The sequence below is a fragment of the Maritimibacter harenae genome (assembly GCF_009882975.1).
GTDB classification, from domain to species: Bacteria; Pseudomonadota; Alphaproteobacteria; order Rhodobacterales; family Rhodobacteraceae; genus Maritimibacter; species Maritimibacter harenae.
The window spans coordinates 260,595-276,594 of sequence record NZ_WTUX01000011.1; the positions used below are offsets into that span (position 1 = coordinate 260,595).

A 16,000-nucleotide genomic window follows, 5' to 3' on the forward strand; every position below is an offset into this window, starting at 1 on the left:
ATCGTGTCACATCCTCACGCCTGGGCCCGGTCGAGCTTGTCCTGCGCTGCCATCCACAGCGCCTCGGCCCGCTCGAGCCCGTCCATCACCTCGGCATACTTCTTCTGCCACACTTCCATCTCGCCCACCTTGTCCTTCTCGTACAAGTCCGGGTTGGCGAGTTTCCTGGCCAGCTTCTCGCGCATGTCCTCCAGCTTCTCGACCCGCGCCTCGCATTTGCGCAGTTCGGAGCGGAGGGCCTGGATCTCGTCCCGGCTGGCCTTCTTGGGCTTGGGGGCGGGTTTCGCGGGCTTCTGCGGCGCGTCGGAGGACAGGAGCAGCTTGCGATAGGCCTCGAGGTCCTCCTCGAACGCGGTCACCCGTCCGCCCTTCACCAGCCACAGCCGGTCCGCCACGAGGCTCAGAAGGTGCATGTCGTGGCTCACCAGCACGACCGCGCCGGTGTATTCGGTGAGCGCCTCGACGAGCGCCTCGCGGCTCTCGATGTCGAGGTGGTTGGTCGGTTCGTCGAGGATCAGCAGGTGCGGCGCGTCGATCGTGGCGATGAGCAGCGTGAGCCGCGCCTTCTGCCCGCCGGACAGCCGCGCCACCTCGGTCTCGGCCTGCTCGGCCATCAACCCGAAGCCCGACAGCCGCGCGCGCAGACGCGCCGGCGTCTCGTTCGGCCGCAGCCGGCGCAGGTGGTCGATCGGCGTCTCGTCCGGGTAGAGCTCGTCCATCTGGTGCTGGGCGAAATAGCCCACCCGCAACTTCGAGGACGTGGTCACCCGACCCCCCATCGCGGGCAGGCGCCCCGCGATCAGCTTGGACAACGTCGACTTGCCTTCGCCGTTCTTGCCCAGAAGGGCGATGCGGTCGTCCTGGTCGATGCGCAGGTCGAGCTTCTTGAGAACCGGCGTGCCGTCATACCCCACCGACCCGCTCTCGATCGCAACGATCGGCGGCGACAGCTCCTCGGGCTCGGGAAAGCTGAACTTGCGCAGCGCGGCTTCCTGCGGCGTTGCCGTGAACTTCAGCTTCTCGATCATCTTGAGCCGGCTCTGCGCCTGCCGCGCCTTGGTGGCCTTGGCGCGGAACCGGTCCACGAAGCTCTGCAGGTGCGCGCGCCGCGCCTCGTTCTTCTTGTTCTCGGCCTCGGCCACGGCGAGCCGCGCGGCCCGCGTTTCCGCGAAGGTGTCGTAATTGCCGCGATAGAGCGTGAGCTTGCGGTCCTCGAGATGCAGGATCGAGCCCACCGCCCGGTTCAGAAGACCCCGGTCGTGGGAGATCACGATCACCGTGTGCGGGTAGCGTGCGAGATAGCTTTCCAGCCACAGCGCCCCCTCGAGGTCGAGGTAGTTGGTCGGTTCGTCCAGAAGCAGCAGGTCGGGCTGCGAAAAGAGCACGGCGGCCAGCGCCACGCGCATCCGCCAGCCGCCGGAGAAATCCGAGCAGGGGCGGGCGTGATCCGGATCGTCGAACCCGAGCCCCTTGAGGATCGAGGCCGCGCGCGCCTCCGCGCTCCAGGCGTCGATGTCGGCCAGCCGCGTCTGGATCTCGGCGATCCGGCCCGCGTCCTCGGTCTCTTCGGCCATCAGGGCCGCGCGCTCGGTGTCGGCGGCCAGCACGGTCTCGAGCAGCGACACGTCGCTCGCCGGCGCCTCCTGCGCCACGCCCCCGATCTTGGCGCCCTTCGGCACGGACACGCGCCCGGTCTCGAGCGTGAGCTCGCCGCGGATGAGCCGAAAGAGCGTGGTCTTGCCGGTGCCGTTGCGGCCCACGAGGCCGACCTTGTGACCTTCCGGGATCACGCAGGAAGCGTGCTCGATCAGGGGCCGACCCTCGACCGAGTAGGATATATCGTCGATCTTCAACATGAGCGCCTGACTGCCCGAAGCCCCGCGCGAGGTCAATTCCAGCCCTTCTTCGGACCGCAAATATCCTCGGGGGTGGTCTGGAGGGGGCAGACAGCCCCCTCCAGCGGCTCGGCGTGCCGCGCACGACGAAACCCCTTTTCCCCATCGCACCCCCATGCTATCCGCCGCGCGACGTTTGCAACCGGGCGCAGGCCCGACGAAAACAGAGGGACCGACATGGCCATTCAACGCACTTTCTCGATCATCAAGCCCGACGCCACCAAGCGCAATCTGACCGGCGCCATCAACGCCAAGCTGGAGGCCGCCGGCCTGCGCATCGTGGCCCAGAAGCGCATCCAGCTCACGAAAGAGCAGGCCGGCGTCTTCTATGCCGTCCACAAGGAGCGTCCCTTCTATGACGAGCTGTGCGAATTCATGTCGTCCGAGCCGATCGTCGTGCAGGTTCTCGAGGGCGAGAACGCCATCGCGAAGAACCGCGAAGTGATGGGCGCGACCAACCCCGAGGAAGCCGCCGAGGGCACGATCCGCAAGGAATTCGCCCTCTCGATCGGCGAGAACTCGGTGCATGGCTCGGACGGTGAGGACACCGCCGCCGTCGAGATCGCCTACTTCTTCTCGGGCCTCGAGCTCGTCGGCTGAGCCAGCGCTCTCACCGCAAAAGACCGACAGGCCGCGCCCCCGGGGCGCGGCCTTTTTCATGCGCCGCCGCCCGTTTACCGGATCTCAATCTCTGCCCGGCAGCCTGGTGCGGCAACCGGGAGAGTTTTCATGCCTGATGTCGATGCGATTTCCGTCACCCGCGACGACCACGTCGCACGGATCGCCCAACACTTTGCCGTGCGGGAGGTGTCCACGGCCTTCGTGGAGCCGATGGTGATCCTGGAGCGCCCATTGCCGCTGGGCGACACGCTGGTCCGGCTGGAACAGATCGGGATGGAGGTCGCGGGCCGTGCCCGGCTCTGCGCCGATCCGGCCGCACCGACCTACTACGCCGTCTACGCCCAGGGGGCTGTCTGACCGGGCGGCGGCCTGCGCCGCCACCGGAACCGGATCAGATCGACGCCCAGTCGGTGATCACCGGCGCGGGGGCCGGGGGCGCCTTGGCCTCCGCCTTGGTCTGCGACGTGCGCTCGGTCGTTTTGGGAGTCGTCTCACGGCTCGCGGCTGACTCGCGCGACTCGTCGCGCGGATCCTTGTAACTTGCCATCTGCCTCGTCCTTCATGTGGTGGCGGTCCGTCTTCCGCGAACCACCGGTGGGTTGATCCACCCCGATCCCGTCTTGACGCGGGTCTGCCGGTCAGGGTCGACCGGGAATCGGGCGCGGGCAGGGCGCAAATGCGGCGAAAATGGGGCAGTCGGCAAGCGCGAATCCGTGGCCCCATGCGCGCCACACGGCGTTGGGCGGAGACCGGCCGATCGCGGCGCGGGGCCACCTGTTGCCAGCCCGCTGCCGATCGGGGAAGCTGGTGGTCCAGGGGGACCGGATGGACGACACACACGAGGGCGGCTGCCACTGCGGCGCCGTGCGCTACCGCACCACGGGGCAGCCCAACACGGCGGGCATCTGTCACTGCCGCTATTGCCAGACGCGCACCGGCAGCGCCTTCGGCATCTCGGTCTATTTCGACGCGGACCGGGTGGAGATCCTGTCGGGCCGGCTGACGGACTACAGCTTCACCACGGAAAGCGGCCGCAGCTTCACGACCCGGTTCTGCCCGATCTGCGGCACGACGCTGTTTTGGCAGATCGAGCTCTTCGATGACGCCATCGCCGTCGCCGGCGGCACCTTCGACCCGCCGACCTTCTGGTACGATATCGACCGGGACATCTTCACCCGCACGAAGGCCGGTTTCGTCCGGCTCGACACCCGCGAAAGCCACGACACGGCGCCCAGCCACGCCCCCGTCACGCCGGACCGCGAACATCTCAAGGGCGGGTAGGCGCACGCGCCAAGACCCCCTGCTGCCAAGCAGGCAGAAAGCCGATTCTATCGCTTTTCAGAGGAAGTTTTGGCTCCGGCGGTAGGGATCGAACCTACGACCAATTGATTAACAGTCAACTGCTCTACCGCTGAGCTACGCCGGAACACGGGGGGCGATATAGCAACGTGATTTTGCCCCGTCCAGAGGAAATCGACACAAATTTTTCGACCTAGGTCCGGGCGAAGGTGGCGTCGGGGGAAAGGGCGGGATCGGCGGTGACCTGGCCGCGCGTGGCAAGGTCGATGAGGTGGGCGAAGACGTTGCGCTCGGCGGCCGGCAGGAGCGCGGGGTCCACGTCCGTGTAGATTGCGCGGGTCAGTGCCTCGGCGGTGGCCGGACCGTTCGTGAGCGCTGCGAGAATCTGCGCCTCGCGCCCCTTGCGGTGCTCGATGAGCCAGGTGAGCCGTGCCTTGGGGTCCTCGATCGCGGGGCCATGGGCCGGGTAGTGGATACGCTCGTCCCGGGCCATCAGCCGGTCGCAGGACGCCATGAACGCGGTGAGGTCCCCGTCGGGCGGGGACACCAGCGACGAGGCCCAGGCCATCACATGATCGCCCACCAGCACCAGGTCGCCCATCGCGAAGCTCAGGTGGTTGGAATAGTGGCCCGGGGTCCAGATCGCCTCGACCGTCAGCCCGCCGCCGATGTCGAGCCGGTCCCCGTCGCCCAGGATCTCGTCCGGGACGAAATCGTGGTCAACGCCTTCACCGCCCGAGGTCATCCCCTGGGCCACGAGATCGGCCATCACCGGCGAGCGGCCCGCGGTCGCGTTCCCGAAGGCCAGGACCGGCGCGCCGGTGCGCTCGGCCAGCGGGCGGGCGAGGGGCGAGTGGTCCACGTGGCTGTGGGTCACGAGAATCCGGTCGATCGTTTCGCCTGGGGCGAGGCCCGCGAGGATCGCCTCGAGATGGTCGGGCAACATGGGGCCGGGGTCGACCACGGTCACACGGCCTTCGCCCAGCACGAAGGTGTTCGTGCCCCAGTAGGTCATGGGCGAGGGATTCGGGGCGATGATCCGGCGCAGGCCGGGTTCGAGCGGGACCATTTCCCCGTGGGCGGGCATGTCGGGCGGCATTTCCATGCGCGCACGAAACCCCCTTGCCGCGGCTTTGGCAAGCCCGAAGCCGCGGCGCCCGGAAAAGCGTGCGATGTCAAAGGCTTGTGCTGTCGCACGCCGCAGGTGGGGGGCGTTGGTAGGCCCGGCAGGACTTGAACCCGCAACCAAAGCGTTATGAGCGCTCTGCTCTAACCAATTGAGCTACAGGCCCACCGTGGCGATTTGAGTAGACGGGCGCTCGTGAGGCGTCAAGCGCCGTTGCCTTTCACCTGCCCTTGGGGTAGGCGCAGGCGCAACCACGCGAGGGGGCTGTTGCCATGACCGACAAGACGAACGGGATCACCTATGCCGACGCGGGCGTCGACATCGACGCAGGCAACGAACTGGTCGAACGGATCAAGCCGGCCGCCAAGCGCACCAACCGTCCCGGCGTGATGGCCGGGCTCGGGGGCTTCGGGGCGCTCTTCGACCTGAAGGCCGCGGGCTACACCGATCCGGTCCTGGTGGCCGCGACCGACGGCGTGGGCACCAAGCTGCGAATCGCGATCGACACGGGCAACGTGGACACGATCGGGATCGACCTCGTGGCCATGTGCGTGAACGACCTGGTCTGCCAGGGTGCCGAGCCGCTCTTCTTCCTCGACTACTTCGCCACCGGGAAGCTCGCCGTCTCCGATGCCGCGCGCATCGTGGAGGGGATCGCCGAGGGTTGCGCGCAGTCGGGCTGCGCACTGATCGGCGGTGAAACGGCGGAGATGCCGGGTATGTATGCCGACGGCGATTTCGACCTCGCGGGCTTCGCCGTGGGCGCGATGGAGCGGGGCGGGGCGCTGCCCGCCGACGTGGCCGAGGGCGACGTGCTCCTGGGACTTGCCTCCAGCGGCGTGCACTCGAACGGCTACAGCCTCGTGCGCAAGCTGGTCGAGGTGTCCGGGCTGGGCTGGGACGCGGACAGCCCCTTCGGCGACGGCACGCTGGGCGAGGCACTGCTGGCCCCGACGCGGCTCTACGTGAAGCCCGCGCTGGCGGCGATCGAGGCGGGGGGCGTGCACGCACTGGCTCACATCACCGGCGGCGGGCTGACCGAGAACCTGCCGCGCGTGCTGCCCGAGGGCGGCAAGGCGCTGGTCGATCTCGACGCCTGGACGCTGCCGCCGGTCTTCGACTGGCTCGCCACCACGGGCGGCATGGAGCAGGGCGAATTGCTCAAGACCTTCAACTGCGGGATCGGCATGGTGCTGGTCGTCGCCGCCGACAAGGTGCGTGACGTGACCGCCGCGCTCGAGGGCGCGGGCGAGACGGTCCATCAGATCGGGCGTATCGGGCTGGGCGAGGGTGTCGAATACCTCGGATCGCTCGGGTGAAACGCGTCGCGATCCTGATCTCCGGGTCCGGCTCCAACATGGTGGCGCTGGCCGACAGCATGACGGGCGACCATCCGGCGCGCCCCGTGCTGGTCCTGTCGAACGTGCCCGGCGCCGGGGGGCTTGCGAAGGCCGAGGCGCGGGGGATCGACACCGCCGTCGTGGATCACAAGGCCTATCCCGGCGACCGCGAGGCCTTCGAGGCGGCGCTGATCGAGCGGCTCGACGCGGCCGCACCGGACGTCATCTGCCTCGCGGGCTTCATGCGTATCCTCACGCCGCGTTTCATCAACCATTACGCGGGGCGGATCCTCAACATCCACCCCTCGCTCCTGCCGAAATACAAGGGGCTCGACACCCATGCCCGCGCGCTCTCCGCCGGGGATGCCGAGGCAGGCTGTTCGGTGCACGAGGTCACGGCGGAGCTCGACGGCGGGCCGATCCTGGGCCAGGCGCGCGTACCGGTGGAACCGGGCGACACGGCCGAAACGCTGGCCGCGCGGGTGCTTCCGATGGAGCATCGACTCTACCCCGCGGTGCTCGCGCGTTTCGTCACCGGCGACCGCACACCGGTGGCCTTGCCCTGACCCCTTCCTCTCGTCGTCAAATCCCGGTAGACGGGGCCGCGACGCGCAGAAAAGACGGCGACATGAAAACAATCACCACTACCGAAGCGCTTGCCGAATATTGCCGGCGGGCCGCCGAATTTCCCTACGTGACCGTGGACACGGAATTCCTGCGGGAGCGCACGTATTACTCGAAGCTCTGCCTCGTGCAGCTCGCCGTCGCGGGCGACGACGACGCAGAGGACGCGGTCCTCGTTGATCCGCTGGCCGAGGGCCTGTCGCTCGAGCCGCTCTACGAGCTCTTCCGCGACCAGGGCGTGGTCAAGGTGTTCCATGCCGCACGCCAGGATCTGGAGATCTTCTACGTCGACGCGGGCGTGATCCCCGAGCCGCTCTTCGACACGCAGGTCGCCGCCATGGTCTGCGGCTTCGGCGACCAGGCCGGCTACGAGACCCTGGTGCGCAAGATCGCCAAGGCGCAGCTCGACAAGTCGTCGCGCTTCACCGACTGGTCGCGCCGGCCGCTGACGGATGCGCAGAAGAAATACGCCATCGGCGACGTGACGCATCTCAGGGTGATCTACGAATACCTGAAGGCCGAGCTGGAACAGTCCGGCCGCCACAAGTGGGTGCGCGAAGAGCTGTCGGCGCTGACCGATCCGGCGACCTACGTGGTCGACCCGGACGAGGCCTGGAAGCGGGTCAAGACGCGCACGCATTCGGGCCGGTTCCTGGCCATCGTACGCGAACTGGCGCGGTTCCGCGAAGGCTATGCCCAGGCGCGAAACATTCCCCGCAGCCGCGTGTTCAAGGACGACGCGCTGATGGAGCTTGCGTCCACCAAGCCCAAGGACATGAGCGAGCTGTCACGCTCCCGCCTGCTCCTGCGCGAAGCGCGCAAGGGCGAGATCGCGGAAGGCATCCTCAAGGCCGTGCGCATCGGCCAGGAGGTCGCCCCCGAGGACATGCCGAAGGTGGACAAGCCGGGACGCGACAAGCTCCAGGTCAACCCGGCGCTCGCGGACCTGCTGCGCGTGCTCCTGAAGGCGCGTTGCGAACAGACCGGCGTGGCGCAGAAGCTGATCGCATCGGCCGCCGACCTCGACGTGCTGGCCGCCGGCAAGCGCGACGTGCCCGCGCTCAAGGGATGGCGGGCCGAGGTGTTCGGCAAGGACGCGCTGCGGCTGTGCGAGGGGCACCTGGCCCTTGGCGTGCAGGGTCAGAACGTGAAGGTCATCGAGATCTGAGGCGCGCCCCGGGCGCGTCAGCGCCCGGCGGTCAGGGTGTTGGTCGCGCCGATCACGCGGATGCGCGATGCGCTGCCCAACCGGATGTCGGACACGTAATGCGCCACGTGGATTTCACGCGCCCGCGGGCGCGACTGTGCCGTGGCCCAGAGCGGGGGCGCCACCACGAAGGTATAGCTCATGACGCCATCGACCGGCTTCTCGTCGTTCTCGGGCACGAGGTCGGCCTCCCAGTACCCCTGGCGGGGCGGCAGGCCCACGGCGCGGATCACGTACCCGCCCGAGGCACGTTCGACCGAGAGGCGCGTCACCTGGGCCACCGGGCCCCGGTAATCCTCGCCCGCGAAATCCCAGCCTTCTTCGGGTTCCAGCGTCACCATTTCGACCCCGTCGTCGGGCCCGAACCAGTTGAGGGGATTGAGGCTCACGCCGTTCGAACACCCCGACAGGCCCACCGTGAGTAGAATTGCGCCGAAGATGCGGAAAATCATGAGCGTCCCCCTGTGCTTGTCTTGGACTAGCTCATAGCGGCGGATTTGAAAACCCGGATCGTGATCGTGAGGCGCGCGGGGCTGGACGTTTGTTGCCCGTGCGCCTAGGTGGGAGCCAAAGGAGGGCAGCATGGCCACGGACGCATTCGAAGAGATCGTCGAAGATTTCGAATTCCTGGATGACTGGGAAGACCGCTACGCCCACGTGATCGACATGGGCAAGGCGATGGACCCGCTCGAGGACGCCTTCAAGGTGCCCGCGACCAAGGTCGAGGGCTGCGCCTCTCAGGTGTGGCTGCTGCCCGAGATCGAAGGCGGCACCTTCCGGTTCCGCGGCGACAGCGACGCGCTGATCGTGCGCGGGATCATCGCCGTGCTGGCCGCGCTCTACAACGGCGTGCCGGTCGACCAGGTCACGAAGATCGACGCGAAGGCCGAGCTCGGGCGCCTGTCGCTCGAGGATCACCTGTCCGCGCAGCGCTCGAACGGGCTCAAGGCCATGATCCAACGCATCAACAAGCTGGCCGTCGAAGCCGCCTGAGGCGTTTTTGACGAAAAGGGGCGGGCTGCACCCGCGCAGGTCTTGCGCCCGCGTTGTCACGCGGCGCGGGGGCGAGAGGGCTCTGCCCTCTCGCGCTCTCCCGAAGTACTTGGGGAACGATGAAGGTCAGAGGGCCGCGAGCGCCGTGGCGAGGTCGCCGTAGCCCGTCATCCGGCGCTCGTAGGCGAGCCCGAGGCGGTCGGCCGCCGCGCGCGCGCGGGCATCGAGCGCGGGGTCGTCGGTCTGGGCCAGGTAGACCAGCGTTTCGTAATTGCCGAAATAGGCGTCGCGCAGTTCCGGGTGCCGGTCGAGGCCCAGGGGTTCGGTCACGAAGGTATCGAATTGGCGCGCGAGGAAGTCGGTGAGGTAGAAGGCCGTCACCTCGCCACGGTCTGCGAATTCCGCGTTGCCCTCGAAGAAGCTGTAGCAATGGGGGCCGGGGATCATCTCGACCCCGTGGCGTTCGCAAACTGCGGCGACGGCGCCGCCGGAGCCGCAATCGGCATAGGCCACGAAGATCCGGTCGTAGGTCTCGGCGTGGCGGGTGATCGCCTCTTCCAGCGCCGGGGCGATGCGTTCGGGGCGGTTGTGCAGGATCGCGGGCAGGCAGGTGAGGTCCACGTGGGACAGCCCGTTGAGCTCGATCAACGCGAGGATTTCGCGCGCGAGCGCGCCGCAGCCGATGATCAGGATCCGGCCGCGCCCGCGGGGAGGCAGCCCGGAGCAGGTGAGGGCCGCGTCGTCCGGGGTCACGTGAGCTTCACCGCTGTGCCGTAGGCGAGGATTTCGCTCGCGCCCTGCGAGATGGTCGAGGTTTCCAGCCGCGCCCCGATGATCGCGTCGGCGCCGAGCGCGCGGGCCTCCTCGATCATGCGGTCGATGGCCTGTTCGCGCGCCCCGGCCAGGAGCGCCGCGTATTCGCGCACTTCGCCGCCCACCAGGTTTCGCAGGCTCGCCACGATGTCGGAGCCGATGTGCTTGGCGCGCACGGTGGAGCCGCGCACGAGCCCCAGCGGCTCGACGCTGCGCCCGGGCAGGGTGTCGGTGGTGAGCACGAGCATCACTTCTCGATCCGGTCGTAATGGTCGTCGTCGCGGTTCGACAGCCGTTCGGCCAGGACGCGCCAGGCGACGTTGAGGACGAGCACGACCGGGATCACGCCGGCCCAGCCCAGCGGCACGGACACCGAGGCGGCAATCCAGGTGCCCAGGGCGACGGTCACGCCGGCCGCGGCGATGACGACGACGAGGATCAGCACGAATCTGTCAAGCGGCATACGGGTCTCCTTCCATGCCGGAAAGATGGGGGCGCGGCGTGGGGCGCGCAAGCGCGGGTGCTTCAGTCCCGGGGCCGGGTGAGGCCGTTCCAGGCCAAGGTGAACAGGATCACCAGCGGCAGGACGGCCACGAACACCTGTCCGGTGAGCTTGCCGGCCACCAGGGCGCTGCCCAGCACGAAGAGGACGAGCCCGGCGGTCGCGGCGGCCATCAGGCCCAGCAGGATACGGCGCATCGTCATCTCGTCCCCGGTTCGGTCGGAGCCCGGAACGTGGATGTCCCGGGCGGCGCCGCGACCCGGATCAGCCGGCGGACGCCTGGTTGTGCTTGCGCGCCATGAACGCCTTGGCGGTTTCGACGGCCACCGCGGCGTCCCGGCAATAGGCATCGGCGCCGATCGCCTTGCCGAACTCCTCGTTCAGCGGCGCGCCGCCCACGAGGATGATGTAATCGTCGCGCATGCCCTTGGCCACCATCTCGTCGATGACGACCTTCATGTAGGGCATCGTGGTGGTCAGCAGGGCGGACATCCCAAGGATGTCGGCATTCTCGGCCTCGAGCGCGTTGAGGTATTTCTCCGCCTCGCAGTTGATGCCGAGGTCGACCACCTCGAACCCGGCGCCTTCCATCATCATGGAGACCAGGTTCTTGCCGATGTCGTGGATGTCGCCCTTCACGGTGCCCACCACCATGCGCCCGATCGTCGGGGCGCCGGTTTCGGCCAGAAGCGGCTTCAGGATCGACATGCCCGCCTTCATGGCGTTGGCGGCCAGAAGCACCTCGGGGACGAACAGGATGCCGTCGCGGAAATCGTGGCCCACGATGGTCATGCCCGCGACCAGCGCCTCGGTCAGGATCTGGTAGGGCTCCCACCCGCGTTCCAGCAGGATGTTGGTCGCTTCCTCGATCTCTTCGGCGAGCCCGTCGTAGAGATCGTCCATCATCTGGGCGACAAGCTCTTCGTCGTCGAGTTCGGAGAGGATGATGTCGTCTTCTTCCTCGGCCATTGGCTTGTCCTTTCAGGCGGTTCGCGCTTGGTTGACCTGTATATGCGGCAAATTGACCGCGCAATGCTGACAATTTGCGACATATCGAAATGTGAGAGCGACCTTTGCACGGCGGTGTAAATGTTCTATTAATGTTCTCATGTCCGACGAATTCATTCATATTGATCATGAGCGGCGTCGCGGACGCGCGGCATCGACCAACCGGGCGGGGCGGTTCGAGCGCTTCGACCGGGTGGACGTGTCGGACGGCTGGGCGCCTGATTCGCCCGCCACGATCCGCACCGAGGTGCGGCTGGAGGCCCCGCGCTCGGCGATCACGCGCAACAGTTCACCGGACGTGCCCTTCGACCGCTCCATCAATCCCTACCGGGGCTGCGAGCATGGCTGCATCTATTGCTTCGCGCGCCCGAGCCACGCCTGGCTGGGCATGTCCGCCGGGCTGGATTTCGAGACGCGGCTGGTGGCGCGGCCAGGGATCGGCAAGGTGCTGGCGCGCGAGCTCGCGCGGCGCTCCTACCGCCCCGCGACCATCGCGATCGGGACCAACACCGATCCCTACCAGCCGATAGAGGGGCGCCACCGCGTGATGCGCGAGGTGCTGGAGGTGCTGGCCGAGCACCGCCACCCGGTGGGCATCGTCACCAAGGGCACGCTGATCGAGCGTGACCTCGACATCCTGTCGGAGATGGCCGGGCAGGGGCTCGTGCATGTCGGGGTGTCGGTCACCACGCTGGATCCGGCGCTGTCACGGCGCATGGAGCCCCGGGTGCCAGCGCCCGCCCGCCGGATCGCCACGATCCGGGCGCTGGCGGAGGCCGGGGTGCCGGTGCGGGTCATGGCTTCGCCGATGGTGCCGGGGCTCACGGACAGCGAACTCGAGCGCATCCTGTCGGAGGCGGCCGAGGCCGGGGCGCAGGCGGCCAGCTGGATCATGCTGCGCCTGCCGCGCGAGGTGGCGGGGCTGTTCGAGGACTGGCTCAAGGAGCATTACCCGGACCGCGCGGGCCGCGTGCTGGGCCACCTGCGCGACATGCACGGGGGCGCCCTCTACGAGGCCGAGTGGGGCAAGCGGATGCGGGGCACGGGCCCCTATGCCGAGATGCTGGACATGCGCTTTCGGGTGGCGCTGAAACGGCTCGGGCTCAGCCGCGACCTGCCGGCGCTGCGCACCGACCTCTTTCGCGTGCCGCCGCGTGCGGGCGATCAGCTGTCACTTTTCTGAAGGGGGTTCAGCCCCGGCGGCGGCCGCGCCGTTCGCGCCGGGCCGGACCCTTGTCGTCGGTGCCGTCCGAGGCCGACGAGAAGCCGCCGAGTGCTTCCGCGATCGCCTCCAGAGTCGGCGCCGGGCCTTTCGGACGGGTTTCCAGCGCTTCGCGCATGTGGCGCAGGTGCTCGGGCGTGGTGCCGCAGCACCCGCCGATGATGCGTGCGCCGCAGTCGCGGGCCATGACGGCGTAGTCCGCCATGAGCTCGGGCGTGCCGTCGTAGTGGATGTGGCCCTCCACGTATTTCGGGATGCCGGCGTTGCCCTTGGCGATCAGCGTGCGTTCCGTCCCGGTCTGGGCGAAGCCCAGCACCGTGCGCAGGAGGTCCGAGGCGCCCACGCCGCAGTTCGCGCCGAAGGCGATGGGCGGGTTGGGCAGGCCGTCGACCAGCTTGACCATGTCGGCCGATGTCAGGCCCATCATCGTGCGCCCGGCGGTGTCGAAGCTCATCGTGCCGCACCAGGGCATGCCCGACAGTTCGGCGGCGCGTGCGGCGGCCTTGTATTCGTCGGGCGAGGAAATCGTCTCGACCCAGAGCACGTCGACGCCGCCGGCTTTCAGCGCGTCGGCCTGTTCGTGGAACATCTCGACCGCGCCGTCGAAGGAGAGCGGGCCCATGGGCTCCATGATCTCGCCGGTCGGGCCCATCGAGCCCGCGACGATGACCGGGCGACCGGCCTTGTCGGCGACCTCGCGCCCCAGTTCGGCGGCGACGCGGTTGAGCTCGCCCACGCGGTTCTGTGCCTCGTGCAGCTTCAGGCGCGAGGCATTGCCGCCGAAGGTATTGGTCAGGAACAGGTCCGAGCCCGCGTCAACCGGCCCCTGGTAGAGCGCGCGCACGCGGTCGGGGTGGTCGACGTTCCACATCTCCGGCGCGTCGCCCGAGGTGAGGCCCATGTTGAACAGGGTGGTGCCGGTGGCCCCGTCGGCCAGCAGCCATTCACGGGTGTCGAGAAGGGTCGAAAGCGCGTCTTGGGACATGGGGTCGGGTCTTTCCTGTGCGATCAACGGGTGATGTGACAGAAATCCGCCCGATGTGCAATTGACGGCCCCGCCGGCCCGTGTGCGTTGCCTACGCAACAGGGGCAAGGCGGCCCGGCGCAGGTGGCGCGGGCGGGCTTTAACGCATCTTGGCGGCGCCCCCGTGACGACAGTCCGGGATCAGCGCACCGCGTCCAGCGCGCCCGAGGTGCAGGGCGTCGCGTCGTCGTCGAGAAAGCCCATGAAGTCGTCGACGAAGGGCGCGACCTGATCGGGTTCCTCGCAATGGACCATGTGGCTGGCATAGGGCAGCACGCCCAGGTGCGCGTTCGGAACGGCGCGCCAGAGGTCGAGCGTCTCGTCGACCGAGACGAGGTGGTCGTGTTCACCGCCCAGCACGAGCGTCGGGCACTGGATCTCACGCACGCGCGGGCCCGGGTAGTTGGTGTCGGCCACGTTGCGCCACATGCCGGCGACCTGTCCGAAAAAGCGGTCGAAGTCGGGCTCGGGGTTGTGGGCCTCGAAAAGCGCCACGTCCTCGGGGAACCAGCTGCGCCAGAAGGAGGGGGTGGCCTTGCCGATATGGGTGGCGATCACCTGGTCGCTCGGGCGCCAGGCCCGGGCGGCGAGCGTGACGATGCCGCTGATCGGTGCGCGCCCGCGCGCGGCGACCTCGAGGGCGGCCGTGCCCCCGTCGGCGTGGCCCAGAAGCACGGGCGCGTCGATGTCGAGTTTGCCGATCACCGCCTCGATGTCGGCGGCGAGCCGGGGATAGCTCATCGTGTCGCGCCCCAGGGTGGATTGGCCGTGGCCGCGCAGGTCCAACAGCACGCAGCAATGCTGGTCGAGCTCGGGCAGCAGGTATTCGAAGTCCGCGAGGCTGCCCGCGCCGCGGTGCAGGAACAGTATCGGTCGGGCGGAGGCGTCACCCATGATCTGAACGTGCAACGCGGCTCCGCCGACATGGATTTTCATGCCGGTCTTGTGCATTTCTTCTCTCCGTTTCGGTCGTGTCTCCAACGCGGAAACGCCGTCCGGGTTTCACCAAAAACGCCTTTTGGTGATGGAAGACACACAAAAAGGCACCCGCAATGCGGGTGCCTTTCCGAAAAAAATGCTTTTGCAAGAGGGGCTTAGATTTCGCCCATCAGTTGCGCCTTGGCTTCGGCCAGAAGCGCCAGGCGCTGCGCCCGAACTTCGTCGGCCGAGCTCTTGTCGCCCAGGTCGCCGGCGACCTTGCGCACGACGTCCTCATGGCCGGCTTCCTCGAAATCGGCCTTGATGACGTCCTTGATGTAGGCGTCCAGGTCGCCCTCGGTCTTGCCCATCAGGCCGGCGGCCCAGATGGCGAGAAGCTTGTTCGCGCGGGCCTCGGCCTTGAACTTCATCTCTTCGTCGTGGGCGTACTTGTTTTCGAAGGCGTTTTCGCGATCGTCGAAGGTCGTCATGGTGCGTTGATCCCAGCTGTGGCCTGTTTGCTTCCATATGCCCCCTCGCGGCCCGTCAGGCAACCCCCGCGCGTCCTTGCGGGGGCGGGGGCAATGCACTATAGCGCGTGGAAATGGCGGGCAGGTGTCCGCCCACTCGAAAGGCCCATTTTTCATGGCACGACGCAAGAAGCTCTACGAGGGCAAGGCGAAGATTCTCTACGAAGGCCCGGAACCCGGGACCCTGGTGCAGTACTTCAAGGACGACGCGACCGCCTTCAACGCCCAGAAGAAGGACGTGATCGAGGGCAAGGGGGTTCTCAACAACCGCCTGTCCGAGTTCTTCATGACCGGGCTCAGCCGCATCGGCGTGCCCAACCACTTCATCAAGCGCCTCAACATGCGCGAGCAGCTGATCCGCCAGGTCGAGATCATCCCGCTCGAGGTGATCGTGCGCAACTTCGCCGCCGGCTCGATGGCCAAGCGCCTCGGGCTCGAGGAAGGGGCGACGCTGCCGCGCCCGATCGTCGAGTTCTCCTACAAGGACGACGCGCTCGGCGATCCGCTGGTGCCGGAAGAGTACATCATCGCCTTCGGCTGGGCGAGCCAGCAGGACCTCGACGACATCGTGGCGCTGGCGCTGCGCGTGAACGACTTCATGTCGGGCGTCATGCACGGCGTCGGCATCAAGCTGGTCGACTTCAAGATCGAGATCGGCCGGGTGTGGGAAGGCGACTACATGCGCCTGATCGTGGCCGACGAGATCAGCCCGGACAGCTGCCGGCTGTGGGACATCGAGACGGGCCAGAAGCTGGACAAGGACGTGTTCCGCCAGGACCTGGGCAGCCTGAACGACGCCTACACCGAGGTGGCCAAGCGCCTGGGCGTGCTGCCCTCGAACGTGACCCACGCCACCAAGCCGACGCTGATCAACTGAA

Annotated in this window: 21 protein-coding genes and 2 tRNA genes; 9 read left to right on the top strand and 14 right to left on the bottom strand. The window is 67.8% G+C overall.

Going from position 1 to position 16,000, the window contains the following annotated elements; translation table 11 throughout:
* Positions 1 to 14: 14 nt before the first annotated feature.
* Positions 15 to 1,856, bottom strand: coding sequence for an ABC-F family ATP-binding cassette domain-containing protein (locus GQE99_RS07960; protein ID WP_161351064.1), 1,842 nt, complete (start codon positions 1,854 to 1,856; stop codon positions 15 to 17).
* 216 nt (positions 1,857 to 2,072) lie between these two features.
* On the opposite strand from GQE99_RS07960, the gene ndk reads away from it, so the two are divergent.
* Both ndk and GQE99_RS07970 read left to right on the top strand, forming a co-directional pair.
* Entirely contained in the window at positions 2,073 to 2,495 is a 423-nt protein-coding gene (ndk, locus tag GQE99_RS07965; RefSeq protein ID WP_161351065.1) for a nucleoside-diphosphate kinase, read from the top strand.
* A 129-nt stretch (positions 2,496 to 2,624) separates the two neighbouring features.
* A complete protein-coding gene (locus GQE99_RS07970; RefSeq protein WP_161351066.1) occupies positions 2,625 to 2,873 on the top strand; it encodes a hypothetical protein in 249 nt (82 codons plus the stop codon).
* 34 nt (positions 2,874 to 2,907) lie between these two features.
* Here GQE99_RS07970 and GQE99_RS07975 read toward each other — a convergent pair whose 3' ends face one another.
* Positions 2,908 to 3,063, bottom strand: a complete 156-nt coding sequence (locus GQE99_RS07975; protein ID WP_161351067.1) for a hypothetical protein — start codon at positions 3,061 to 3,063, stop codon at positions 2,908 to 2,910.
* A gap of 278 nt (positions 3,064 to 3,341) precedes the next feature.
* On the opposite strand from GQE99_RS07975, the gene GQE99_RS07980 reads away from it, so the two are divergent.
* On the top strand, positions 3,342 to 3,797 hold the full coding sequence (locus tag GQE99_RS07980) for a GFA family protein (RefSeq protein WP_161351068.1): 456 nt from the start codon (positions 3,342 to 3,344) through the stop codon (positions 3,795 to 3,797).
* A gap of 70 nt (positions 3,798 to 3,867) precedes the next feature.
* Here GQE99_RS07980 and GQE99_RS07985 read toward each other — a convergent pair.
* From GQE99_RS07985 to GQE99_RS07995, 3 genes are all read right to left on the bottom strand, one after another.
* Positions 3,868 to 3,942: transfer RNA gene (locus GQE99_RS07985), tRNA-Asn, on the bottom strand.
* Between the two features lie 66 nt (positions 3,943 to 4,008).
* Complete coding sequence (locus GQE99_RS07990; protein WP_161351069.1) at positions 4,009 to 4,920, bottom strand: MBL fold metallo-hydrolase; 912 nt, start codon at positions 4,918 to 4,920, stop codon at positions 4,009 to 4,011.
* A 110-nt stretch (positions 4,921 to 5,030) separates the two neighbouring features.
* Positions 5,031 to 5,107, bottom strand: a tRNA-Ile gene (locus tag GQE99_RS07995).
* A 106-nt stretch (positions 5,108 to 5,213) separates the two neighbouring features.
* On the opposite strand from GQE99_RS07995, the gene purM reads away from it, so the two are divergent.
* The 3 genes from purM to rnd all read left to right on the top strand — a co-directional run bounded on the left by purM (position 5,214) and on the right by rnd (position 8,073).
* Positions 5,214 to 6,260, top strand: coding sequence for a phosphoribosylformylglycinamidine cyclo-ligase (purM, locus tag GQE99_RS08000; RefSeq protein WP_161351070.1), 1,047 nt, complete (start codon positions 5,214 to 5,216; stop codon positions 6,258 to 6,260).
* Positions 6,257 to 6,847: a phosphoribosylglycinamide formyltransferase gene (gene purN / locus GQE99_RS08005; protein ID WP_161351071.1), complete on the top strand. Its 591-nt coding sequence runs from the start codon at positions 6,257 to 6,259 to the stop codon at positions 6,845 to 6,847. Before purM ends, purN begins: the two co-directional genes overlap by 4 nt.
* A gap of 62 nt (positions 6,848 to 6,909) precedes the next feature.
* Positions 6,910 to 8,073: a ribonuclease D gene (gene rnd, locus GQE99_RS08010; RefSeq protein WP_161351072.1), complete on the top strand. Its 1,164-nt coding sequence runs from the start codon at positions 6,910 to 6,912 to the stop codon at positions 8,071 to 8,073.
* A 17-nt stretch (positions 8,074 to 8,090) separates the two neighbouring features.
* Here rnd and GQE99_RS08015 read toward each other — a convergent pair whose 3' ends face one another.
* A complete protein-coding gene (locus GQE99_RS08015) occupies positions 8,091 to 8,564 on the bottom strand; it encodes a hypothetical protein (protein WP_161351073.1) in 474 nt (157 codons plus the stop codon).
* Between the two features lie 130 nt (positions 8,565 to 8,694).
* On the opposite strand from GQE99_RS08015, the gene GQE99_RS08020 reads away from it, so the two are divergent.
* Positions 8,695 to 9,105, top strand: coding sequence for a SufE family protein (locus GQE99_RS08020; RefSeq protein ID WP_161351074.1), 411 nt, complete (start codon positions 8,695 to 8,697; stop codon positions 9,103 to 9,105).
* A gap of 126 nt (positions 9,106 to 9,231) precedes the next feature.
* Here GQE99_RS08020 and GQE99_RS08025 read toward each other — a convergent pair whose 3' ends face one another.
* The 5 genes from GQE99_RS08025 to GQE99_RS08045 all read right to left on the bottom strand — a co-directional run bounded on the left by GQE99_RS08025 (position 9,232) and on the right by GQE99_RS08045 (position 11,389).
* A complete protein-coding gene (locus GQE99_RS08025) occupies positions 9,232 to 9,858 on the bottom strand; it encodes a DUF1638 domain-containing protein (protein ID WP_161351075.1) in 627 nt (208 codons plus the stop codon).
* Positions 9,855 to 10,166, bottom strand: coding sequence for a YbjQ family protein (locus GQE99_RS08030; protein ID WP_161351076.1), 312 nt, complete (start codon positions 10,164 to 10,166; stop codon positions 9,855 to 9,857). The genes GQE99_RS08025 and GQE99_RS08030 overlap by 4 nt, the downstream gene beginning before the upstream one ends.
* Positions 10,166 to 10,381: a hypothetical protein gene (locus tag GQE99_RS08035; protein ID WP_161351077.1), complete on the bottom strand. Its 216-nt coding sequence runs from the start codon at positions 10,379 to 10,381 to the stop codon at positions 10,166 to 10,168. The genes GQE99_RS08030 and GQE99_RS08035 overlap by 1 nt, the downstream gene beginning before the upstream one ends.
* Positions 10,382 to 10,443: 62 nt before the next feature.
* A complete protein-coding gene (locus GQE99_RS08040; RefSeq protein WP_161351078.1) occupies positions 10,444 to 10,617 on the bottom strand; it encodes a hypothetical protein in 174 nt (57 codons plus the stop codon).
* A gap of 67 nt (positions 10,618 to 10,684) precedes the next feature.
* Entirely contained in the window at positions 10,685 to 11,389 is a 705-nt protein-coding gene (locus tag GQE99_RS08045) for a corrinoid protein (protein ID WP_161351079.1), read from the bottom strand.
* Between the two features lie 139 nt (positions 11,390 to 11,528).
* Between GQE99_RS08045 and GQE99_RS08050 the strand changes: the two genes are divergently transcribed.
* Entirely contained in the window at positions 11,529 to 12,611 is a 1,083-nt protein-coding gene (locus tag GQE99_RS08050) for a PA0069 family radical SAM protein (protein ID WP_161351080.1), read from the top strand.
* 7 nt (positions 12,612 to 12,618) lie between these two features.
* Here the strand turns inward: GQE99_RS08050 and bmt are convergent, their stop codons facing one another.
* The 3 genes from bmt to GQE99_RS08065 all read right to left on the bottom strand — a co-directional run bounded on the left by bmt (position 12,619) and on the right by GQE99_RS08065 (position 15,083).
* The gene (gene bmt / locus GQE99_RS08055; RefSeq protein WP_161351081.1) at positions 12,619 to 13,635 is read right to left on the bottom strand and encodes a betaine--homocysteine S-methyltransferase; all 1,017 of its coding nucleotides are present in this window, start codon (positions 13,633 to 13,635) and stop codon (positions 12,619 to 12,621) included.
* 180 nt (positions 13,636 to 13,815) lie between these two features.
* Entirely contained in the window at positions 13,816 to 14,625 is an 810-nt protein-coding gene (locus GQE99_RS08060) for an alpha/beta fold hydrolase (protein ID WP_161351082.1), read from the bottom strand.
* 143 nt (positions 14,626 to 14,768) lie between these two features.
* The gene (locus tag GQE99_RS08065; protein ID WP_161351083.1) at positions 14,769 to 15,083 is read right to left on the bottom strand and encodes a DUF1476 domain-containing protein; all 315 of its coding nucleotides are present in this window, start codon (positions 15,081 to 15,083) and stop codon (positions 14,769 to 14,771) included.
* Between the two features lie 154 nt (positions 15,084 to 15,237).
* Between GQE99_RS08065 and purC the strand changes: the two genes are divergently transcribed.
* On the top strand, positions 15,238 to 15,999 hold the full coding sequence (purC, locus tag GQE99_RS08070) for a phosphoribosylaminoimidazolesuccinocarboxamide synthase (protein ID WP_161351084.1): 762 nt from the start codon (positions 15,238 to 15,240) through the stop codon (positions 15,997 to 15,999).
* The last annotated feature ends 1 nt before the right edge of the window (position 16,000 follow it).